Origin of the sequence: Bacillus sp. BD59S (assembly GCF_007363175.1) — a bacterium.
Taxonomy (GTDB): Bacteria; Bacillota; Bacilli; order Bacillales; family Bacillaceae_G; genus Bacillus_A; species Bacillus_A pacificus.
On sequence record NZ_CP034686.1, the window covers coordinates 2,385,134 to 2,407,962 of the forward strand.

25 protein-coding genes and 4 pseudogenes are annotated in these 22,829 nt (G+C 31.6%); 9 read left to right on the top strand and 20 right to left on the bottom strand.

Annotated elements, in window-relative coordinates; translation table 11 throughout:
- Positions 1-11 precede the first annotated feature (11 nt).
- Both EKQ63_RS14280 and EKQ63_RS14285 read left to right on the top strand, forming a co-directional pair.
- Positions 12-523 (top strand): annotated as a pseudogene (locus EKQ63_RS14280) (NUDIX hydrolase).
- A 97-nt stretch (positions 524-620) separates the two neighbouring features.
- A complete protein-coding gene (locus EKQ63_RS14285) occupies positions 621-1,559 on the top strand; it encodes a hypothetical protein (protein WP_143881171.1) in 939 nt (312 codons plus the stop codon).
- A gap of 61 nt (positions 1,560-1,620) precedes the next feature.
- Here the strand turns inward: EKQ63_RS14285 and EKQ63_RS14290 are convergent, their stop codons facing one another.
- Positions 1,621-2,583, bottom strand: coding sequence for an MBL fold metallo-hydrolase (locus EKQ63_RS14290; protein ID WP_143881172.1), 963 nt, complete (start codon positions 2,581-2,583; stop codon positions 1,621-1,623).
- Between the two features lie 296 nt (positions 2,584-2,879).
- Between EKQ63_RS14290 and EKQ63_RS14295 the strand changes: the two are divergent.
- The 3 genes and pseudogenes from EKQ63_RS14295 (at position 2,880) to EKQ63_RS14310 (ending at position 5,175) form a co-directional block, all read left to right on the top strand.
- Positions 2,880-3,829: pseudogene (locus tag EKQ63_RS14295) on the top strand (LAGLIDADG family homing endonuclease).
- 135 nt (positions 3,830-3,964) lie between these two features.
- A pseudogene (locus tag EKQ63_RS30255) lies at positions 3,965-4,646 on the top strand (hypothetical protein).
- A 133-nt stretch (positions 4,647-4,779) separates the two neighbouring features.
- Complete coding sequence (locus EKQ63_RS14310; protein ID WP_087953548.1) at positions 4,780-5,175, top strand: RidA family protein; 396 nt, start codon at positions 4,780-4,782, stop codon at positions 5,173-5,175.
- Positions 5,176-5,900: 725 nt separating this feature from the next.
- Here the strand turns inward: EKQ63_RS14310 and EKQ63_RS14315 are convergent.
- The 6 genes from EKQ63_RS14315 to EKQ63_RS14340 all read right to left on the bottom strand — a co-directional run bounded on the left by EKQ63_RS14315 (position 5,901) and on the right by EKQ63_RS14340 (position 10,368).
- Positions 5,901-6,716 (bottom strand): YwqG family protein, encoded by an 816-nt coding sequence (locus EKQ63_RS14315; protein ID WP_143881173.1) that lies wholly within the window; start codon positions 6,714-6,716, stop codon positions 5,901-5,903.
- Between the two features lie 78 nt (positions 6,717-6,794).
- Complete coding sequence (locus EKQ63_RS30260) at positions 6,795-7,202, bottom strand: DnaJ family domain-containing protein (protein WP_087997295.1); 408 nt, start codon at positions 7,200-7,202, stop codon at positions 6,795-6,797.
- Between the two features lie 21 nt (positions 7,203-7,223).
- Positions 7,224-8,420, bottom strand: coding sequence for an alpha/beta hydrolase (locus EKQ63_RS14325; protein WP_143881174.1), 1,197 nt, complete (start codon positions 8,418-8,420; stop codon positions 7,224-7,226).
- Positions 8,421-8,513: 93 nt separating this feature from the next.
- Positions 8,514-8,879, bottom strand: a complete 366-nt coding sequence (locus tag EKQ63_RS14330; RefSeq protein ID WP_143881175.1) for a hypothetical protein — start codon at positions 8,877-8,879, stop codon at positions 8,514-8,516.
- Between the two features lie 253 nt (positions 8,880-9,132).
- Positions 9,133-9,504 carry a YxiJ-like family protein gene (locus EKQ63_RS14335; RefSeq protein WP_143881176.1) on the bottom strand — a complete coding sequence of 124 codons (372 nt, stop codon included), beginning with the start codon at positions 9,502-9,504 and terminating at the stop codon, positions 9,133-9,135.
- 12 nt (positions 9,505-9,516) lie between these two features.
- Positions 9,517-10,368, bottom strand: coding sequence for a patatin-like phospholipase family protein (locus tag EKQ63_RS14340; protein ID WP_087953543.1), 852 nt, complete (start codon positions 10,366-10,368; stop codon positions 9,517-9,519).
- A gap of 179 nt (positions 10,369-10,547) precedes the next feature.
- On the opposite strand from EKQ63_RS14340, the gene EKQ63_RS14345 reads away from it, so the two are divergent.
- On the top strand, positions 10,548-10,925 hold the full coding sequence (locus tag EKQ63_RS14345) for a PH domain-containing protein (RefSeq protein WP_000522480.1): 378 nt from the start codon (positions 10,548-10,550) through the stop codon (positions 10,923-10,925).
- 121 nt (positions 10,926-11,046) lie between these two features.
- Here the strand turns inward: EKQ63_RS14345 and EKQ63_RS14350 are convergent.
- The 5 genes and pseudogenes from EKQ63_RS14350 to EKQ63_RS14370 all read right to left on the bottom strand — a co-directional run.
- A pseudogene (locus EKQ63_RS14350) lies at positions 11,047-11,520 on the bottom strand (GNAT family N-acetyltransferase); the annotation flags it as partial.
- A gap of 1 nt (position 11,521) precedes the next feature.
- Positions 11,522-12,043, bottom strand: coding sequence for a YfiT family bacillithiol transferase (locus tag EKQ63_RS14355; protein ID WP_061182522.1), 522 nt, complete (start codon positions 12,041-12,043; stop codon positions 11,522-11,524).
- A 16-nt stretch (positions 12,044-12,059) separates the two neighbouring features.
- On the bottom strand, positions 12,060-12,587 hold the full coding sequence (locus tag EKQ63_RS14360) for a GNAT family N-acetyltransferase (RefSeq protein ID WP_087953540.1): 528 nt from the start codon (positions 12,585-12,587) through the stop codon (positions 12,060-12,062).
- 63 nt (positions 12,588-12,650) lie between these two features.
- Complete coding sequence (locus EKQ63_RS14365; RefSeq protein WP_087953539.1) at positions 12,651-13,973, bottom strand: FAD-dependent oxidoreductase; 1,323 nt, start codon at positions 13,971-13,973, stop codon at positions 12,651-12,653.
- Between the two features lie 82 nt (positions 13,974-14,055).
- Positions 14,056-14,835 carry an undecaprenyl-diphosphate phosphatase gene (locus EKQ63_RS14370; RefSeq protein WP_046647268.1) on the bottom strand — a complete coding sequence of 260 codons (780 nt, stop codon included), beginning with the start codon at positions 14,833-14,835 and terminating at the stop codon, positions 14,056-14,058.
- A 132-nt stretch (positions 14,836-14,967) separates the two neighbouring features.
- Here EKQ63_RS14370 and EKQ63_RS14375 point away from each other — a divergent pair, with 132 nt between their 5' ends.
- Positions 14,968-15,174 (top strand): hypothetical protein, encoded by a 207-nt coding sequence (locus tag EKQ63_RS14375; RefSeq protein WP_087953538.1) that lies wholly within the window; start codon positions 14,968-14,970, stop codon positions 15,172-15,174.
- Positions 15,175-15,227: 53 nt separating this feature from the next.
- Here EKQ63_RS14375 and EKQ63_RS14380 read toward each other — a convergent pair whose 3' ends face one another.
- The 4 genes from EKQ63_RS14380 to EKQ63_RS14395 form a co-directional block, all read right to left on the bottom strand.
- Positions 15,228-15,608, bottom strand: a complete 381-nt coding sequence (locus EKQ63_RS14380) for a nucleotide excision repair endonuclease (RefSeq protein ID WP_001048948.1) — start codon at positions 15,606-15,608, stop codon at positions 15,228-15,230.
- 77 nt (positions 15,609-15,685) lie between these two features.
- Positions 15,686-16,249, bottom strand: coding sequence for a GNAT family N-acetyltransferase (locus EKQ63_RS14385; protein ID WP_087953537.1), 564 nt, complete (start codon positions 16,247-16,249; stop codon positions 15,686-15,688).
- A 33-nt stretch (positions 16,250-16,282) separates the two neighbouring features.
- Positions 16,283-16,849 (bottom strand): YybS family protein, encoded by a 567-nt coding sequence (locus EKQ63_RS14390; RefSeq protein ID WP_087953536.1) that lies wholly within the window; start codon positions 16,847-16,849, stop codon positions 16,283-16,285.
- A gap of 181 nt (positions 16,850-17,030) precedes the next feature.
- Positions 17,031-18,461 (bottom strand): PQQ-dependent sugar dehydrogenase, encoded by a 1,431-nt coding sequence (locus EKQ63_RS14395; protein WP_143881177.1) that lies wholly within the window; start codon positions 18,459-18,461, stop codon positions 17,031-17,033.
- Between the two features lie 136 nt (positions 18,462-18,597).
- On the opposite strand from EKQ63_RS14395, the gene EKQ63_RS14400 reads away from it, so the two are divergent.
- A complete protein-coding gene (locus EKQ63_RS14400) occupies positions 18,598-18,855 on the top strand; it encodes a hypothetical protein (protein ID WP_087953534.1) in 258 nt (85 codons plus the stop codon).
- Positions 18,856-18,946: 91 nt separating this feature from the next.
- The gene (locus tag EKQ63_RS14405) at positions 18,947-19,126 is read left to right on the top strand and encodes a hypothetical protein (protein ID WP_103626718.1); all 180 of its coding nucleotides are present in this window, start codon (positions 18,947-18,949) and stop codon (positions 19,124-19,126) included.
- 104 nt (positions 19,127-19,230) lie between these two features.
- Here the strand turns inward: EKQ63_RS14405 and EKQ63_RS14410 are convergent, their stop codons facing one another.
- The 4 genes from EKQ63_RS14410 to EKQ63_RS14425 all read right to left on the bottom strand — a co-directional run bounded on the left by EKQ63_RS14410 (position 19,231) and on the right by EKQ63_RS14425 (position 22,766).
- A complete protein-coding gene (locus EKQ63_RS14410) occupies positions 19,231-19,893 on the bottom strand; it encodes a protein kinase family protein (protein ID WP_173601659.1) in 663 nt (220 codons plus the stop codon).
- Positions 19,894-20,226: 333 nt separating this feature from the next.
- A complete protein-coding gene (locus EKQ63_RS14415; RefSeq protein WP_087997285.1) occupies positions 20,227-20,667 on the bottom strand; it encodes an NUDIX hydrolase in 441 nt (146 codons plus the stop codon).
- 204 nt (positions 20,668-20,871) lie between these two features.
- Entirely contained in the window at positions 20,872-21,987 is a 1,116-nt protein-coding gene (locus EKQ63_RS14420; RefSeq protein WP_143881178.1) for an NAD(P)/FAD-dependent oxidoreductase, read from the bottom strand.
- Positions 21,988-22,112: 125 nt separating this feature from the next.
- Entirely contained in the window at positions 22,113-22,766 is a 654-nt protein-coding gene (locus EKQ63_RS14425; protein ID WP_087953530.1) for a YdeI/OmpD-associated family protein, read from the bottom strand.
- Positions 22,767-22,829 lie beyond the last annotated feature (63 nt).

The following is a 22,829-nucleotide window of genomic DNA, read 5'->3' on the forward strand; positions in this document are numbered from 1 at the left end:
GGAATTACATTATGTACAAGCACACTTTATGTTTTATAAAAAGAAACGAAGAGATACTTATGTTAAATAGAGAATATGACCCTGTAAAAGGATTATGGAATGGGGTAGGAGGAAAGATAGAAAAGGGAGAAACACCTTTAGAAAATGCAATTCGTGAAATAAAAGAAGAGACTAATATAAAAGTTGCACATGACCAAATTCAATTTAAAGGCATTATTAAATGGGAGGATTCTTCATATTCTGGCGGAATGTATGTTTATCTAGTAGAGCTATTTAATGAATTTACATATCACACTCCAAAAAAGTCTCAGAAGGAATTTTAGATTGGAAAGAGGTTTCTTGGATTCTTATTGACTATAATTACGGCGTAGGAGAGATGATACCTAAATTTTTAGTTGAAGTGCTCCACAATGAATTAATATTAGAGCATAATTTTATTTTATCTAATCATAAATTAATAGATTATAGGAATAAAGAATTAGCGAAGCAGGACAACTCTATAGATAATATAATTCCATTATAAAAAGTAAGAATCTTAATCTATCATACACAGCAAAATAATTATCACCTATATATAAAAGCCATAGATTATTCGAAGAGTAGCTAAGGAGAAAATTTATATGAGGATGAGTGTGATGAAGAAAATAAGTATTTTACTTATAGGTATCGTTCTAATTACTATTGCTTTTTATCAATACAACAAAAAAGAAGGTTTAGCTAAAAATGATAAGGTGTATGTAGAAGACTTTAAAGGTAAAAATGATTCAAACAAAATACAATCTGCTATTAATAAAGCAGAATCTAGTAAAATTAAAGCAGTATTTCTTGATGATAAGAAGTATAAAATCACTTCACCAATCGTAGTGAAACAGGGTGTAAAGTTATTATTTGGTTATGGAACACAATTTGTTGTTGAAGGTAATTTTAGAGTTCTAGAGTTAGAAAAAAACGCTTCTATTGAAGGAGCTTATATAGCTATAGATGATCCTACATTTAATTCTGAAGTTATATATTTAGACGGAAAAAATAAGTATTATAACACTTGGCACAAAACAAAAATAAAAGATATAAATATTATCAATTGGACAGAAACGAATAAAGGTACCGGCATTTCTTTGTATTCTGGTGGGAAGGAAAATGAAATTTCATTTATTAATTTTGAAAATATAAAAGTTGTAGGAATGGAGACTGGGGTGAAATTAGTAGCAAAGAAACCACAATCTGGACATGCATGGATAAATGCCAACCGTTTTATGAATTTCTCTCTCGAAGATTGTGTAAATATGATTTATATGGATAGTAATGTAACAACGCCAAATGAAATTAGTGGTAACCTATTTACAAACCTTCAAATACAACCTACAAATAAAACGAAAAGTATTGCAAAGGTAAGTGGACAGCATAACGAGTTCAATGGAATGGTGTGGGATTTACAGAAAATCATTCATGAAAACGAACTCGTTGAACTAACTGATAAGAGTATGAATACAGTGATTGAAATGTCCAGTGTACCAGCAAATAGAATTTTAGATAGCGGGAAATCAAATATAGTGAAATAAGTTTAAAAACAGAAAAAGAGCGAATTCCTTATAAGAGAGTTCGCTCTTTTTCTATTTATAATTAAATTTCTCTCCACCAAGCTGATGAAGGATAGTCTATAGATTTTAAAGTAATAGATTCGCCAATTTGAGGCGTTGTAATTTTAACTCCTAAACGGTTAGCTTCTTTCGTAACACGCTCTATCGGGTCACTCCATTCATGTAATGCTAATGTAAAAGCACCCCAATGAATCGGAAGAAGTAATTCTCCTTGTACATCAATATGAGCTTGTACAGTTTCTTCAGGCAACATATGAATCGCAGACCACCTCGGATCATATTGTCCGCATTCCATCAATGTAAGATCGAATGGACCATATTTATCACCAATTTCCTTAAAGTGAGGGGCATAACCGCTATCACCACTAAAGAAAATTTTAGTCTCTTGACCAAGAATAAGCCATGAACACCATAACGAACAATCTCTATCTGTCATACTTCGTCCAGAGAAATGCCTTGCAGGAGCACATACTAACTTAATATTATCAAACGTAATTTCGTCCCACCAATTATGTTCACTAATTTTACTAGGTGAAACACCCCATTTAATAAGATATTGTGTAACTCCAGTTGGAACATAAAAATGCTTTGCACAATCTTTTAACAGCATAATACTTTTATAATTCAGATGGTCATAGTGATTATGAGAAATGATAATCGCATCAATCTCTTGAAGATCTTCACGCTCTAAAGAAAAAGTACCACTATAACGTTTACTATTAAGCAGAGGAAATGGGGAAGAGGCATCTCCAAACATCGGATCTAATAACAATGTTTTACCTTCTATTTTTAATAGTGAAGCAGAGTGCCCAAACCATGTAACACTCTCTAAAGACTTATTGTTTTTCTCCGATAAAACAATAGGTAAATTCTTTATAGGACGCAGTTTAGTTTTCATTTTAAAGTAATCAGTCATTAAACCTATAATATCTTTCGGTTTAAAACTTACATCAGTATGAATTTGATTTATATATTTCTTTTTCATTCGTTCTCCTTTTTACGTTTAACACTATACATATGTTGTTATTGTAGCTATCTGTAGTTTAAACGAAATCATTTTACCTTTCACCTTAAATACAGTACATTTCATAAATTTGTCAAATTCATTATTTGTGTATATAAAATGTAAATCCTACAGCAGCAGATACAAGGAATATGAAGTAAATGTAAATTGTTTTAATTTAGTAAAGTTCTTCTTATAAGCAACAAAGAACATATGTTTTGTTATATGTTATAGAAGAAAATATGTCTCTAATTATTAAAGGGAAGGAGAGGATGTAAGTGCAAATAGTGAGAAAAAAGAAATCAAAATGTAAACTATCAAAACCTGAAATCATTCATCTGTATGCGGAAGGGAAGGGTACCTCAGAAATCGCTATGCTTGCTAACGTATCTGCAAGGTATAATTCGTATGGTTTTAACAGACAATAACGTTCCAAGACGAGCTATAGGGAGCTGGAAGAGAAAGTATGACATAACAGAAGATTATTTTAAAGTGTGGTCAAATAACATGGCTTATATATTAGGGTTTATAGCAGCAGATGGTGTCATACAAAAAGAAAATCAATGTGTCAGTGTATCACAAAAAGAAAGGTATATTTTAGAAGATATAAAAAAAGAACTAAAAACAAATCAGCCGCTATACCAAAACAAAAAAACAGGCGTATATATGCTAAACATTAATAGTAAAACAATAAAAGACGACCTTATGAACATACATGGAATTTCCTTTTGTACCAGAAGAATATTTACATCATTTTGTGCGAGGGTATTTTGATGGGGATGGTTACGTCAAGTATGAAACTTATACAGTAAGCTTTGTAGGAGGATCATATAGCTTTATGAATTCTTTAAATCAGGTACTACAAAATCATAATTTACCAGCCGATTTACTAAATCAAAATAAACATTATCGCGTCATTTTAAGCGGAAGAAAACCAATACAACTATTTTCAAAGTGGATTTATAAAGACAAAGATATTTATTTGCATAGAAAATATGAAGAATTTCAGAAAGAAAGTCTAAGTCTAGATCAATTAAAAGATCGAAAGCTAAAAAGAACTCAAGCTGCTGTTAAGCAGAGAAAACAAAATTTCCTTAAGGAATATATGAAAAATAAATGTATCGCTAAAACTTGTTCCATTTTAGAAATAAAGGAACCAACTTTTAAAAGTTGGTTAAAAAATGATAATCAATTTAAAAAAGACTGTGAAAGAATTCATTCATTATAAAAATGTAAGAAACCTTAGTATATCTATGCTAAGGTTTTTAATTTGGGATTATTAGAGGACACTCATTTTCTTTTATAGAACTTAATAAATACATGGATTTTACAATGAATTTATTAGTAAGGGAGGGAATATGAAATGCTCACTAATAATAGTCCGGAGAATATATTACATACAGCTTATGAAGCAAAAATGATTTCGTCTGGAGATAATTCGCCATCTATAAAAATAAAGGGAACGAAGCTTCAATATTTACTTGTAATGCTTCATCTTGGTTTTGAGTCAAATATTGTGAAAATGGTGCTAGGTTGGACAAATGAGGAATTTGAAGAGCGCATTAATTCATTAGAAGTAGAGGGGCTATTGAAACATTAGATTTTGGACAAATAAATTACATTGAAGAAAACTATTTAAAAAAGAAACGACCTTTAAGAAATAAGAAACGATATTATTATGCTATTCAAGAACAAGAACTAGCAGATATAGAGGCTTTCGGGATGTATGGGAATACGTATTTAGATTTAGGAGAAGTTCAAATTGATCTTTATGGAAATTCTCGATATTCAACATTAAATTTAATAACAGCAAATAACGAAATATTTGAAGAATATTTTCAAAACACTAATACTGATATTAATTATAAGAAAAAGCAATTAGTAAAAGGTTTCGTAGCAGCAGATACTCAAAAGAAATTAATTATGAAGAGTTTTTTATCTGGTGGTATCACTTTTTCTATACAAAAGTAACTGAAGAATTAATAAAACAAGGTGTAATTATAACAAGCACACAAAAAAATCAAACGTACATAATCCATCAATAACTTTAAATTAAAGTGCTAATATATTTTTACAAATGTAGCAGCTGAATGGAGAAATAATTATTAGTAAATAAGGGAAAATCTGAAATTAAAATCTGATATAAAGAAAATAAGATATTTAAAGGAGAGAAGAATCTTGCAAAAGAAATTTACCAATCCAGAAACGATGCCACCAACGTTTGGATACTCACATGTAGTCGAAGTTAGTAACGCTAAACGAACAATTTACATATCTGGACAAGTAGCAATCAATACCGATGGTCAAATAGTTGGTGTTGGTGATATAGCTATACAAACGCGACAAGTATTCGAAAACATTAAAAGTGCATTAGATACTTTAGAATTACAATTTAATGATGTAGTAAAATTAACATTTTTCTTAACAGATATTTCTCAAATGGCCACTGTTAGAGATATACGAGATCAATACATTGATACTAAAAATCCACCAGCAAGTTCAGCTGTAGAAGTTAGAAAGTTAATTAACGATAACTTTTTAATTGAAATCGAAGCAATTGCTGTAGCAAACTAATTTTAAAAACTTATTATGAATCATATCCATGCAATTCGTTTAATGTGTTCATTTAAAACGAATTGCATTTTTTATTGTCTTAAATATAATTTATATCTGGAGACATTATCATCAACAACTCATAAAACAACAACAAATAAGCACACAATCGATTACACAGAATGAATCCGATGAAAAAGGAAGCGTAACAATATAAACTAACATATAATAAGTTTATTACTTTTATCCAGTTAACATAATATATATTATAGGTAGTTACAGAAACAAAGCAATATCAGGTATCAAAAACCAAGTAAACTATACTTAATGAGACGAAACGGAGATTTTTAGTGAGATTTACATAAATTCTTATCTAAACGGATTTCTACAGTTTTTACCGTTTGTTTTGCTATACAATCAATCACCGCAAATCTGAATCAATAATCGATTCAGATTAAACGAATTAAAATCACTTTTGATTAGCGAGAAATTTTTATACAGAAAAATCATTTCTAAACAAAACATAAATTAATAATTATATTTTATGTTTTACTGTATGAATTTATTGCTGTTTACACACGTTTTACAACTTCACATTATTTATTGTTATTTCTGCTATTTACGCTTGACTTTTGTTATACCCATTGTTTTATATTCTAGTTAACATAACGTTTATTTTTAACATAAAAAATCTCCCTCACCTTCAGGAAGATTTTTTAACTTGCTAGTATTTCATTTATATATTTTTAATAACAATCCCAATTGTAAATAACATTGGAAAAATCTAGATTTAACAAGTCTTCTTTTTTTATAAAGAAATTTGCAACACCAGAATCTCCCCACATAATATTTAATAAATCATCTGTATCGATTTGCAGTAATAAGATGTCATGCTGTTGGTATTTTTCTTCCCATTCTCTCGGATCTGTCTGTGTGAAAAATGGATATCCACCAATTTTATGTCCTTGATCTTTACATAAATCATCATACAGTTCGCCTAATTCTGTGTTATTTTCTTCATCAACAATTTCTTCCCAATCAATATCCTCACTAAAAATCTTTTCAAATCGATAATCCCCTGACGTTACGGGTTGATAATCCAATTCAAACTTTAATTTCGCTGCTTCAGGTATAATAAAGTCCTCTAATTCTAAAGTGTTTAAATAACTAAAATCAGTAATAACCTTATTTAAGTCTTCTATAATTGTAGAATGATAAATAATTCGAAAGTCTTTTTGAGTTGTTGGCAGATCAAAATCTGCTCCGTAAAGCTCATCAGCAGCACTTACGAAAAACTGTAACATTCCCTCTTGAGGCATATATTCAACATGCGGCATTTCTTCAAAGTTTAGCTGAGCAAGTAACATCATAGGTTGTCCATTTGAATCTTTAGGGTGCTCTTGATCAATAGGTAAATACGGATAACCACCAAACTTACTTTCAAAAAGAGTTGTCTCTGCTAATGTTCCAGACACTTTAATATACGGTTTTACACTTTCTTCTAAAATACTACGATACTGCTCTAGTTCTTTCGGAATTTGAAGTTGATACGTATTCTTCATTACAATTGCCTCTCTTTCATAATAAATTGAAAATGCCTTACTTAATTATATAGCAAGAGATAGCTTCATGAAAAATTGTTAAAAGTCCGTTTTCACCCTCGTTTTTTGCGCACTTGGTGGACAAAGTAAATTATGTTCTAAAACCTTTTTATTAATAGTTCGAATTAAATTCGCTGCTTCTGCAGTATTTGTATTTTCTTTTAGCCTTTCTTTTAAATCATCAATTTCTTTTGAAAGCTCAATCCACCTTGGTAAAACATGATTATTCTTTAACGTTCTATACAGTTGCTTTTCAGGATTGTACGAAAGGTCTTTATCTAGATTTAGAGGTTTCCCTTTACCAGGCATATTATCAAAAGACCCTTTCTTTTCTGCTTCTTTAATGATAGAACTAATATGATCCTCATACGTATAAGACCAAACTTTCTCATCTTTTACTAAAATCTCTTGCTTTTTTAGTTTCTTATCTAGTTCTTCTTGATTCATAGATTCTCTCTCCTTTTTATTTTATAGTGTGTTTTTTGTAAGTTTTAAAGCTTTCACCCCGTCAAACAACTTTTCTCGCCACCAAATACCGCCATGTCCGCCTTGGAACTCTTCATAAGTGTTTTGGTATCTATTTTCTTTTAAAGCTTTATATAGGCGTCTATTAGCCGTTAAAAGAGGTTCGTTTTCAAGTTCACCTACTGCTATGTAAGAATAGAGATGAGTCGTATTAGAATCTATTGATGAAATTTGATTTTCAATCCAAGGAATTTGATTTTCATAACTATCTTTTTTCCAATGTACGGATCCAGACATTGACAACACATTCCCGAAAATATGCGGATTTTGAAGTGCTGCATAAAAAGCTGCTAGGCCACCAAGACTGAAACCTGCAATTGTTGTATGTTTCGCTTCTTTATGCACACGATACTTAGCCTGAATCCACGGAAGTAATTCTTTCGTTAAAAATGCGTTCATTTTATCGTTATAAGTTAGCTCTTCTAATCGGTCAATAGGATCTATAGCAACAGCAATACAAGATGGGATCTCTTTTTTGTAAATTAAATAATTAAGTGTTTTTGCGATTGAAAGGTTATTAATGAATGACTTCCCATCAAATACAATGAGAAGTTCTTGAAGATGTGAAGTGTGAGAATAATCATGAGGCGTATAAATATGAATTTTACGTGTGTTATTTAAAATCGTACTATGAAATGAATATGTTTCAATTTTTCCGGATGGATAATGGGTTGAAGGAAAACGACTGCTATACTTTACTTCCATCTCTATATTTAACAAAGACGCTTTATTGGTACCTTCTCCAAATGTGTTTTTATTAAATTGGTCTAGTTGATACTGTTCACTACGCTTTATCCAATCATTTTCGAAAAAATCGTTTACTGAAAAATAGTAAGTTGAAATAAAATGTTCATTTGTCCTAAACGTTACATACCAAATATCTGTCTGTAACAGTCGTTTTAATTGACTTACAGACAGATCCCAACCGGGAAAACTGCCGAATACATAAACGTTTTCAGTATTTTGATCGCCTAACCATATATACGTTATAAGCTTATGCTGACTTTCTATAGGACATTGTTCTATTAGTGGCGTGTGATTTGACTTTATTTCATGCAAAAAAGTATACAAAGCTTTCTCATTTCCATTCTTTAATTGATTATTAAGCTCCTCTAACTTAGGACTAATTATTGAAGTCACCCATCTTCTTCCTTTGTAGTCTTCTATACGTAGTTTTTTCTTTTTATTAGAATCCCTATATTAAAGCAGTCGTAAATTATGTGTTTAGAGATGTTATTTATTAGAAAAATGATCAATTGCCTGAATAGAAAGTTCCAACGCTTTTATTCTTCTTGTTAAAAGTGTTCTTTGCGGACTACCAGCTTTAGACTTATCATAGGCTCTCTCAATTGATGGAAGTAAACCAGCAAGGACGTTACGAGCGTCTGCTAACTCTTCTTGGCTATACTGATGACTTTCTTGATTCCAAACGTTTTCTAGCACTACTAACCCTATGCAAACAGCTTTAAGTCGTTTTTTCACTAATGTAGTATTTGCACCTTTTTGAGTCATCTGAGAGAGTGCATTTTCAAGTTTACGGATTGTTGACTGTAAAGACTTTATTGATTCTACTTTATCTACATTTGATACGTTTTCCATTTTAAACCTGTCCCTTCTCCATTTCTAAATTAGTTTTCCTGATATTTGATAATACCATTAAGAAACGAATTTTACTCGAAATATTTGAGTTGGACATGAATTGAAAGGAAAACAGCTAACAAACTTCAATCTCCTCCCTCGCACATATTCTATATGTACTTCTTTTTTCTCGTTAAAATACCTACATGGACAAGTTGTTAATATTGTATATTTTATGAACAAAAAACGTACAAGCAGCATAACTTGTACGTTTTTAATCAGCAAGGTAATAAAGTAATAGCTTTCGAGTCTTTTCATAATTCATGAAATCTCTATACAAAATGGGATACTTCATAATCTCTGTTTCTAGAAAACGATATTGCGGAAACCACTCGAAAAACGATATCCTTAGCCACTTTATTTGATTAAACACAATCTCCTGTTCATTATTATTAAGCACGTAACTTAAAGTACCTGTTGTATGCATCCAATAATAATTTAACTCAGCGCTTATACAATCATCTTCTGTAAACATATTATTAAAATCTTTTCGTATTTTTCGAATGTCACAATTCGGAAACGGTTTATACAGCAGACTATGCATTTTCTGCAATTCATTAAAAATAACCCTTTTTCCTAACTTCAACTTTCCACCCCTTTATTTCTCTATCCAATTTAATAAGTTTTCATAATGATATTGAGCATCTGTATAGCCAAGATTATATAAATTAACGAGCTTTTCTTTACTTCTTTCTATTCCGCTTATTGGAAGCTGTACGCTAGGCTGAATAATATAAAAGTTGTCTTTTTGTTTTATTTGATTCATATAAGATATCGTCTCATTATAAAAACGATAATGTTCTACTAAAGATTCTGCGATATTCGGATATTTCCTATATAAAATTTTAGCTAGCCCAGAAAATTTATTTCGCTGTTTCTCATATCCTTCTGGTTTTGTCATAATTACAACGTTCTTTTCATAACCATCAGTTTGAGCTTTTAAAACTGGTATAGGATCTATAATTCCTCCATCTAGCAATTTTCGATTATCATATTCTACAGCAGGTGCTATAAACGGCACTGAGCTAGATGCACGAATGATTTTTAAAATATCATTTCCATGTTCTGCTTTATTATAATAAACAGCTTGTCCTGATTCGCAGTCAGTCGTTCCTATAACAAACTGTTCATTTGAGTTTAAGAAAGTTTGAAAATCAAATGGTACAATTTTATTAGGTACTTCATCAAATAAAAAATCCATTCCGAATAATTCACGTTTTCGAATCAAATTTCGATAAGATATATAACGATGATCTGCTACTAGCTCTGTATTTACTTTTTTATTTCTCCCTTTTTGACGTGATAAATAAGTTGCTCCCATACAAGCTCCAGCGGACACGCCAACTACATAAGGGAAAAATAAGCTCTTTTCCATAAAATATTCGAGTACGCCTGCAGTATATAAACCTTTCATTCCTCCGCCTTCTAATACTAAACCGATATTTTTCATGCTATATCCCTCTGCTTCTTTTTTCTTACTTACATATTAGCATAAGATATTAAGATGAGGTTATATAAATGAATTGCAACAATAACCAGAAACTACTAAAGTAATATCATAATTTCTTAGTAAATAGCATGGTACAATATAAGTAACACATTCCACAAATAATGGAGGAGGAATTTCCTATGGGTTTATTTAGCGGTATTTTAGGAAATGCATCAAATACGAGTACAGAAAGTGTAGAACGGGATTTAGAGAAGATTATGTTAGACGATGAGAAAGTTGAACATGCTTATAAATTAATTCGCGATTTAATCGTATTCACAAATCGTCGTCTTATTTTAGTAGATAAACAAGGGATATCAGGTAAAAAAACTGAGTATCATTCTATCCCTTATAAAAGCATTACACAATTCAGCATTGAAACAGCTGGGCATTTTGATTTAGATGCAGAACTTAAAATTTGGGTATCTAGTTTGAGTACGCCAATTACGAAAGAATTTAAAGGTGACGATAGTGTTTTAAGCATTCAAAAAGCGTTAGTAACATATACGACAAAATAACGTCTTTTTGTATTTTTATTCATATCTAAAATTACTAACCCGAGTATTTTGGAAGAATATTCATCGTTTGTGTATATTCAATCTAAAATAACATAAAAAGGTAAAGCGTATTTCAAATGCTTTACCTTTCTTTTTTGTAATAAATTAGTGTAGTTTTATCATTTAATTTCTTTCTTACTTCTGTTCTTTTATACCCCATTTTTTCGTACAGAAAACAATTTCTTTCTTCTTCTAAAATCGTAGCAAGTTCAAAACATTGTGCTTTTGGAAACATCCCTTCAATTAAAATAAGTACTTTCTGAGCGATTCCTTTCCCTTGATAGATTGGATGAATAAACATCGGACTGATCCAAAATTTATAAGGTAGTTCTTTTTGGGATATACATATCGCTCCAACAAGTCTCGAATCTATTATCATCTTATAAAAATTACTGTTGGGATTATTTATTCTAAAAATAGTTTTTTCAATAGATTCATTTGCTGGGTTTGTTTCGTAGTCTTTATATTTATTTAATAAAGAGCTAAATGAGTCTATTTGCATTTGAAATAAAACTGCTGCATCACTTTCTGTTGCCTTTTCTAATGTAATCTCCATCTTACCAATTTAGTCGCTTTCTTAATGAAGTGATATGAGCTGTATGATGACGTCCGTGCCATGCGTATAGTCCTATTGCAACAGCAAGTTTTGTTTCACCAGTCTCTGGGTGGTTAAATGTCTTTTCTAGATCTTCAAGTTCTAAAGAATATAAAAGGTTAACCCATCTTTTATGTAATGAATCTAACATTACTAGTGAAACATCTACTGGTAATTTAGAATCAGGTAATTCTGCCCACTTTTCTTCTTTATATGGTTTAATCGTTGGATTCTTTTCTGTTAGTGCTAACTTAAAACGTATGTAGCTATTCATATGGCTGTCAACAACGTGATGGACTACTTGACGAACTGTCCATCCACCAACGCGGTACGGTGTGTCTAACTGTTTCTGATCTAAATCTTTAATTGCCTTCGTTAGTTCATTAGGTAAATCTTCAATTTCTTGAATCCATGTATCAATCATTTCTTCCGTTATAGGACGTTTATATGTAAATTGCCCAATTGGATAACGTAAATCATTCATGAATAAGTCCCCCTTATTATAAGCGCGAAGTATTTCTCCAAATATAATGTACAAAATTCACATGTTCTCCATTTAATACTACAGATGTTGTATCTGCTTCGTTTTGATAAGAAGAAAATCCGCTTTTTTCTAGTACAATTTGTGATGCAAGATTATTAGTAGTTGTTTTAGCATGAACCTCATTAATTTCATTATTTTTCGCTACGTCTAAAATTAATTTTACAGCTTCTGTTGCAACTCCTTTTTTAGTAAACTTTTCTCCGACCCGATAACCTAACGAACTGATTCGAGTTTCCGAATCTATATCTACTAAATTTATTCTTCCTACAATTTCATTTTCTTCGTTACGAATTAAATAAAAATAAGATTCTCCATCCGCCTGTTCTATTAATAAATCATCTAGTAGTTTTTGGAAATATTCAAAATCAAAATATTGCGAGCCACGATTAGGTACCATTGTTTCAAAAAAAGACTTATTCGTAAGTTCAAACGTAAATAAATCTTTAGCATCGTATTTCTTTAATTGTTCTATGTATATTTTCATCTCGATTACCCCTTCTATATCTACTAACTGTTATATATTCTTTTTTAATCAAATATTTTCCTGCTATTTTTTTTGCTTCAGTAACACAGCAAATAGCACTTTTGGATGAAATAGGTGAAATGGGCTACGAATTAAATTCATCACCTTTACTAATCGAATATAAACGTCAGAATCAGTTGCAGATAGTTGATATATTTGTTTCGTATACCATAGCTGAAATTTTTGTTTTATCGTTAATTCTCTTTTTAGCTGTGGATGACGTGATATTTCCGTTGTTGTCATTTCCCACGGAGTTTGTATGATATGAGCGGTCTCTTTATAAAACTGCTGTGTAAATGCATGATCGAGCTTTTGTCTCCTTTGTAAAAGTAACTGCAATTGGTGAGCTTCCATAGCTGCAACTGAAACACCTTGCCCGAAAACAGGATCAAAACGACAATGTGCATCTCCAACGACTAATAATCCTTCTGGCATATTTGTGGTGAGATCAAATCTCCGACGTACTTGATAAGGAATTTTATACGTTTTGATATCTGAGATTGCTTCAGCTTTATTTAGGAAATCTGTAACATTAGAAATTGATAGGTTTTCAGCAAAATCATAAAACTCATCATCTGTTTGTGGTGCTTTCTCATTTGCATATCCGCTGAAAGTAACAAAATAACGATGATCCTCAATCGTTTGAATAAGAACACCATACGGATTGTCAGGGAAACTTGGAGACATTAGCATATTACAGCAGTCTAATTTCTCATTTTCTTTAAGTTTAAACATTCTCGTTACGTAAAATAAATCAATACGTACTTTCTCTTCTTGCACTTCAATTTCGTATTCTCGTAACCACGCTATGCTTTTTGAACCGAATCCACTTGCATCAACAATAATATCTGCATGAATTTCTTCTTGATTTTCTGTATTTAAACATTCCATTTTTACTCCGCACACTTTATTAAGCTTTTCATTTACTACTAACCCCTCAACCAATGTTTCATATTTAATAGTAATATTTGAAATTTGTTCAATGCGTTTTTGAATATGTGATTCGAGCATAGAACGACTTTGCTGAATCATATGTACTTCTCCTATGAATGGCTGTTTCCATAAACCAAATTGATGCCATTTTAAATCACGAGTAAAGTTATGTACGACACTACCTGCTTCTATTAATTCATTCGTAATATTAGGAAACAATTCCTCAATGGCTTTTTCTCCACCTTTTAATAACACATGAGGATGATTACTTTGTGGGACTCTTTTTCTCGAGGACTTTCCATCCCATCTTTCACCGGCTTCTATAATGATTACTTCTTTAAAAGCAGTTGATAATGCTTTTGCTGCGAGCTTTCCTGCGATACTTCCACCAATAACGATAGCCTTATTAAACATGTTTTCCCCCTTAATAAAAAGAAATCCTGCCTTATATGAATGAAACAGGATCTTAAACTCATTAACTTCTTTATCATTATAATTAAAACACACGAGTAAATTGTAACGTTAAAATTAAAATACCTAATCCCCAGACGTAATACGCGAATACTTTTAAGGAGTGACGTTTTAAATACTGAATCATCCACGAAACGGCTATGTAACCGAAAAACGCAGCTGATAACGTTCCAACAATTAAAGATGTACTAGAAATAGATTCTGCTTTCCCTTGAAAAACGTCTACAAATTGCAAAATGATAGCTCCAACAATGGCTGGTGTCGATAGTAAAAAAGAAAAGTAAGCAGCAGTTTCGCGGTCTAACTTCCTCCATAATGCAGCGACGATTGTCATACCAGAACGAGAAATTGCAGGGAAAATAGCAACCGCTTGAAATGAACCGATGATAAATGCATCTTTATATGTAATGTCATCCATTTTTTTACGACCATTCTTTTGTTTATCCGCCATGTAGAGAAAGAACCCTGTCACTAAAAACTCCCAACCAATCGTAATACCTGTTTTTGAAATATCCTCAAAAAAGTCTTTAAATAACAATCCAATCACAACCGCAGGTATCGTCCCGACAATAAGTAATAGCATTAGTTTTGAAAATGGATTTTTGATTAAATATATAAATTCTTTTTTGTAATAAATAAACACTGCAAGTAAAGTGCCAATATGCAGCATCGTATCTAAAAACAATCCTGCTTCATCTAATTGAAACAAATGTCTTCCTAAGTAAAGATGACCTGTACTACTTATCGGTAAAAACTCTGTTAAACCTTGTATGATTCCTAATATAAAAGCTTCTAACCAATTCATGATGGTCCCCTTTCTTGTTTGCTTGTACCAATATATGAAGGTTAAATTTTCGATATGAAAAAAACTATATTTCTCTATGAATTTACTTTCATTTTATGGATATATATGTAAAGAGGATTGAGGAGGGTTATTATGTGGAAGCATACAAAATTCGGAAATGTATTACTTTGGCTAGGACCGATCCTTGTGTTTGTAGGATTATGTATGACAAATGTTATTTCTGATATTCCTTTCTTTTTGGGAAAACATAAAATGATTGGAATTGTACTTATATGTATAGGAGTATGCTGCTTTATTGCTGCGAATCATTTAAAAAAAGGAGAAAAATATGAGGAATAAATTTAAATAAAAAACAATCCCAGTATATCTACTAGGATTGTTTTTTTTATTACTTATTTATAGAATACTTTATCAACGTTATATTTTGCTTTGTATTCATTAATGATATATGTTTCATAAATTTCTCTTTCTGTTGGATCTTCTACGATACATGCATCAATGCGGTATACTTCATCACGGTGATTTTTAATTGGTGAAACATTGTCTTCGAAATGCTTCTTAATACGTTGTCTAATTTTACGAGCTTTACCTACGAAAAGTAGTTCGTCATTAATATTGTAAAACATAAAAATGCCGCCTTTATCTCTAGGGAACAAGTGGAAATCGATAAAACCATTGATTGGCGTAATTCTTGGCTCGTCTCCTTTAATAACTTGTTTACGTTCAGTAATTGTAACATCAACTTCAGGGATACTAATTTTAATCAAGTTCATTCACGTCCTCTTTTATTATAAAGATAAATAATAGCATACATATGTAAGAAAAGCTACGTTCAGAGGCATATTTCATTTTATAATTCAAATATTATAGGTGTATCATGTAAACTCTTCTTCCAAATCATATGATCACTTGATTCTCCCCAATAATCTTTCAGTACATAACTAGGCTCTCCAAACTTCTTTGTCCATATACTTTGCGCTTTTCTGTATCCACTATCTAAACAGAATTCTGTTATTCCTCTGCTAAGTAACGTAAGAAACATTGTATGTAGCAGTAAACTCCCGATACCCTTTCTTTGATACTCTGGAAGTATAAATACAGTTCCTATTTCATACAAATCCTTAAGTACACCACCTGTACAACTAGTAATCAAAGTACTTGCTGGACCAACTTCAATTGTTCCAATGATTTTATCGTTATTTGTATCAATTGCTAATAAAAAGTAACGTTTTTCTCCATTACTATCAAAATCTGTTTTCAAATATTGCTTTTTCATGTTAATTTCATTTTCTATGTCATCCAATAGTTGTGATAATCCTTCGTCTTTATATGTATTCGTAATAACTATACGGAAAAATAAGTGAAGTTCCTCTAAATCATCCAAATTTGGTCTCCTAATTGCAACGTTATACATGTTTTAAGTCTCCATTCTATACAAGTGTTAAAATCATACTCTATATACTCTATTCAACAATATTCTACAAAGCCCTGTATAGATCCAGCAGTATAGAAAGCTCAGTATAAATATAGATAAAATAATTTTTATATCCATAGTTGTATGAATAGCAGGACCAAGTACGGGAAAACGGAAAAGATCTAGAACAATCATAATTCCTATAAGTAGACAAATCGCAGAAAAGGAAATCACCCAAATTCTCCTCTTAAATTGTATAAAGGAAAATCCTAAAGCTATACCTAATAAGCCTGTAGTAAAGGGAAATACAATTAGTTCACTAGGCTCAATAATAAATAATAGGAAAATAGTAAGAAGATAAGAGAGTACTCCCTCACGAATAGAGTAGCAAATAGCCAAAAAAATTGGTAATGTCGCAAAAGGACTAATGAATAATCCTATACCAGGAATTAAGTTTCCAGCTGCTTGAAACATGGTGGCCAAAGCACTCATTAAAGCAGTTATGACTAACTTATTTGCTAGGGACAATTTTCTTTTATGAACAAAGTTCGTATCATTCTCTATCATAAGTTGGCACCAATAACGTACAAACCGATTCATCAAAATTCCCCCTAAAGATATCTAATTCATCACTTTCTATCTTATTCATACACTATTGGTTTATGAGCTGCTTTCTACTTGTTATGAGTTACTATACAATAAAAGGCTTTTAGGGGGATAAATTGTACGTTTTAAAACAAAGTGAATTCTTTATATTATTAAACTACGAGTGTATATCGTGTTAAGGAATAATTTCAAAAATGGTACCTTTGTTAAAATCAGTTACTTTCATAGAACCGTAAACTCCTAAATATAACCTAGTTTGATCCAAATTTGTTCCTAAACTCATATAATAAGCTGCTTGCGTACCAAAATCATAATTGGTTTCAATAACATGAAAGTCAGTATGTTTACCGTCTGTACCAGCTTTAATATATGCTAAAACACCTTTAACTGGTGGCCGGGACTCTTCTTTCTTAGCAAGATCAGTAAATACAACGCTACCATATAAATTTGGGATTGCAGTTCCCATATATGGCTGAACGCCTGTAAGTGAAGTTCCTCCAAACTTATCTGGTCTCGGGTCTTTATGAAAATAACTAATGAGTGGCTGCATACGCTTTGCGGATAATTCTATTGTTTCATTATAATAAACCATTGTTCTCTCATCTAAAGTAGGATTATCAGCACAGTGCTGTATAAAAGAAGTAGGTAATTCTCCTTCCCATCCTCTCCAACCAAAATTAATAAATCCATCTTGATTAGAAGTCAATCTCATTACATGCATTTTAATAAGTTCGGTAACCGGAATTGGTTTATATTGAACAAATGAGAAAATAGACTCTACAATATCTTGCCCGACATTACCGGCGTATTTGATATATTGATTATAAAATCTTTGGAATGAAATACCGGTTATATTACGAACACCTTTCGCAATTAATGTAAGTGTTTCTTGTATAGATAGAGGAAGTTCATTAAAGCGTGTAACGACTGGGGGATTATTTATGAATGTATCTCTACTTACATCGATTTCAATTATTTTACCCGCTATTTCTAAATCATCTTGACTTAAATTAAACGGATCATAACCCGACCCACCATCTCCATTTGTAAAAACAAGTTTTCCCGTTTCTGGAGAAAAATTTAAAGTATTTACTCCATTATGATTAAAAAATGGGCGTTTTATATTAAGTAATGTTCTTCGTTTTTGAGGTTGCCCGTTTGATTGTAAAATCCATTCTTCAATTGTATCAATATGATCATATTGCGTATCTCTATTTGTCCACTTTAAGTTTAACGTTTTCGGGTCACAAGGATTCGGTTTAAATTGTTCAGAAAGTGCACCGGGTCCTTGAGTTCCAGCTACTGAATAATGAAGATAAAATAAACCGTTATGATTAAATTGTGGATGAAATGCTAGTCCAAGCAATCCACGTTCATCATAGCCGCTACTAGCAACACCTTCTTCAAATGTACCTAATTTAATAATTCGGTGACGAATATTTAAAAATGTCTTTATATCTCCGTCTCCTATGTAAAACACCTCTCCTAATTGGGTTGCGATAAATAGTCTTTCAACTGATTCACCTGGAAGTATTGCTGTTTTTATGACAGTCGGTAAATTTATGTTATGAACAATGGGTCGTAAATGAACCTTAACTTTTGTCAATTAACTTTACACCCCTTTATATTCTTTTTAATAGAAGAGTATGATTAGAGTGATCTCATTAGTATCAAATAAGTAGCATTCCTTTTTATTACAATTCTGTATATAATGTAATTATAAATAAACTAGGGGGCTACTTATGACACTTTTACTACAAATCATCTTACCACTTATATTTGCACTATATTTATTTACCCTCTATCGTAATACAACTATTGGAAAAGCTGCTTTTCTTTTAGCGGTCATTATTGGGATTTTTGGATTAGAGAACATTTTTCAGCATGCTAATCTTACAGATCATGCTATTTATCCATATTGGGGCAGTTTGAAGGCTGTTGTTATCGTTTTATCAGTCGTATTTCTATTTAAAAAAGGTGGTTTAACAGGAAAATATTGATTTGTAATGCTATACATATTTTATTGTTACACTGCTTTTGATTTATAAAAAAAGAAATGTTTATGTAAAAACACGAAGGGATGTGTTACATATGTCTATAAATATTATTTCTATAGTTTCTATAATAATATGGATTGTGTTGATTACAGAACTTATAAAACCTTCAAAAGAACAGAATGGACGAAAAATAGTAATGTTATTAACTACTGGTTCCGCATCAACACTTATTTTGACGGTTTCATTTATTCAAAATATCTCGTTTTGGAATTGATAGTGAAATAACTAATAAAAAAATATATAAGATTAGGACCGTATATTTTAGAAATGTACGGTCCTTTTGTTTACTAGTGGTCCACTTATAAGTATGTGATCTTTTTACAATTCGAATTTCTTTTTAAGTTTCTTATATTTTCTATACGAACGTCTAACAATGTTTAACATAAAATACGGTATTTTAACAGGGAAAGGCAATTTATAAATGAAAGGCAAATAAAATGTAAAATATGCCTTTTCTAGGTCTCTCCACTTACTATCTTCTTTTGTTTTTAAGAAATCAGATACATCGACTACATATCCCCTTCCTTTTTCCATCATCACATTTTTTCCGTGAACATCACAAGGAGTTAATCCTTGTTTCCTTGCATACTCTAAAGCTTTATTTATATCAAGGATTACCTGCTTAGGAATTTTAATTCCTTTATGAATAGCATCGTATAAGGTAATTTCTTTTAAACGTTTCAATACTATAAAATTTTCTCCTTTATATATAAGCTTTGAATAAGAAGGATGATTTCCGATTCTGCGGTATACTTCTGACTCTTTTTCAATTCCTTCTCCTTCTCGCGCGTAAACTTTCACTACCCAATCTTTGTATTTGCTATGCATGAATACTGCGGCATAATTACCTTTCCCTAAACACTTCCAAAGTCTAGGAATATCTTTAACTACTACAGGCTCAAATTCATCCTCACTTCTTATGATTACCTCTTTTAATAATTCATCCTTTATCAATCCCACAAAACAATTTACACTCATCATTTCCACTCCGGTTTTGCTAAAAGGGGCTTACCCACATTTTAACGAAAATATACACTAAGCGAATTTTAGCATAAAACGAGTCATCTTTCTTCTTCAATTAAAAAGATGGCTCGTTTTATTTGAACTGTTGAATACTTAATATGTATTCCGCTATTCAGAGCCAAAAACCATACAACAAAAAAATAATTCTAACTATTTTCATTTTTTCAGAGGCAACTGTATAGAGCTTTTCTTAGTGCAAGTTCTCTTGGTTCATTGACCATGCCAAATCCATGTTTGATTTTTAGTAGTGTTCAATTCTTGTTCTTCTACTATCGTTGTTAGCTAACACTTTTATTGATTTAATAGTCTTTTGTTTAATTCCCACAATGCTGTTTTATTGCTATCCCACTTCAAATACGTTACGGCTTCCTCAAAGCATAACCATTTATAATGTAAGTGTTCTTTAGATAATGAGATGTTTTTTGTAGGTACTTTAACTCCAAAAGAAAATTCTTTTATTACATAAACGTCATCTCCCCAAAGGAATCCTCCAACTACATCCTCTACTGGTAGTGAAGACACAGAATCTAATTGTATATATGAACATTCTCTTGTAATACCAGCCTCTTCAAACGCTTCACGTCTTGCTGATTCAATAGGAATCTCACCGTCTTCTCCACCACCAGCTATGCCTTGCCAATAACCATAATCACTTCGGTTGAAAATCGCATATTGAATAGAATCGTAATTTTTTATATAAGGAAATATTAATACTTGATATGGTGCTCTCATTGCTTAACCTCCTCTCGAAAAAAAGCTTTAAATACATATGAATAAAGAGCCGACATCATAATTCTACATTAATAATGCAGGTTTATGGTGTCAGCCCTCTATTTTTGAAGAATTTTATTTTTCATAAACTGTCCAATTCTTCACGAAGAAAAAAACGCTTATTTTCTATCAAATTTGCTTAGTGTATTTTTTTCATACCCGGTGTTATTCAATTGCGCCTGCAACGTCATAATCGTTTAAATCTAATTCAATTGGTTGTCCTAGCGCTAATTTAGCGAGTTCTGAACCTAAATATGGACCAGCAGTTAAACCTGAAGCTCCTAATCCGTTTGCAACAAGAATACCGTCTAAGTTAGGAAGCGGTCCAATAACAGGTAAGAATCCTGGAGTAAACGGTCTAAATCCAACTCTCGTCTCAAGCATAGTAGCATCTTCTAAGCCAGGTGCAACTGTTAATGCTTTATGGAATACTTCATGTAAACCACCAGCCGTTACACGGTGATCGAAACCAGTATCATTCTCATGTGTTGCACCAATTACGACATGGCCATTGTCAAATGTTAAAATGTATTGATCATTTGGCGGCATAACAACTGGCATATTTTCTGTTGCTGTATTTTCCATTTGCAAGTGAACAATTTGTCCTTTTTGGAACGTAACTAAGAAATTAATTCCTAAAGGGTTTAAGATTTCGTTCGCCCATGCACCTGCAGTTACAATAACCTTTTCTGCTAAAATAGTTTCATCGTTTACTATAACTCCCGTAATATGATTACCTTCACGGACTAATACTGCATCTCCTTTTATAAAAGTTGCACCATGTTTTTTCGCAGCGCTTATTAATGCATTACGTAATAATCTTCCATTTACTCTTGCAGCACCACTAATATAAACAGAACTAAATTCTTCTGATAATGCTGGGAATAATTTTTTTGTTTCTTCAGCTGATAAGCGAGTGATTTCACCAATCTCTGGGGCATCTTCACGACGTTTGTACGCTCGCTCTTCCATTTGATCAAGTTTTTTCTCATCGGTATGTAAACTAATTGCACCTACACGGTTATAACCTGTGTCCGTTTCACCGTCATCTTCTAATTGCTGAATTAACGAAGAATAGTAACGTGCACCGCCTTTAACGATTTTATACCATGCTTTATTACGACGTTGCGAAAGCCATGGACAGACAATACCTGCTGCTGCATCTGTTGCTTGACCTACTTGTTGACGATCCACGATAATAACATTCGCGCCAGCCTTAGCAAGATGGTAAGCAGTAGACGCTCCTAAAATACCCGCTCCAACTACAATATACGATTTCATTTCAAACACCTTTTCTCTTTTGCTAATTATTTAAATATAAGAACATACTTTAGTATACTGAAAGGAATCCTTTTTTCAATGTGCCAAATGCAATTAATTGTTGCATCATTATGAATTGCCTAGCCTTACTTTTTCTTTTTACGAAATAATTCAATTGTTTTATATCCTTGCGAAAGAATTTCAATCATTTTCTCAAGACGTTTTTCACGTGTTTTTTCTTGTTTTACAGAAAATAAATTACGTGCCCAATCTTTTTTGTATCCAGGTGTTAAACTTTGATAAAATTTAAGTTCATTTGGGTGATTTGCTAATAAAGCTTCAACATCTTGAATTCGATCTGCATAATCAGCTACACATTGGCTCATTGCAGGCGTTTTTGTCGCTTTTTTCTTCTCACGCTTTAAACCTACAACAGTAAAAACATCATCCATACTTACCATTCGCGCAAATTTAATATCGCTTTCTCCCACATATCCATCTTCTCCAACGTTTAATGCTGGAAACATCTCATCACGGTGAATAAACGTACTGTAGCGAGAATTACCTTTTTTCGGATATGCGAAGAATACGTATCCTTTTTCAATTAATAATTCTTCATTACTAATAATATAATTCGTTTGTTTCACCATTTCATCCAGTGTTTCTACAAAAATAAAAATGGCATCGTGTTCTTTTGAAAATACAGTTTCTTTTCCTTTAAAAACTTCGTAATCACTTGGTTCATTAATAACAACCATATTCGTATACTTATTAAGTTTCAATTTATCGATAATTGACATGAAAATCTTCCTTTACATTCAAAATTCACTGTTTATAATTTTTCATACTGTTCTAGTGTATTA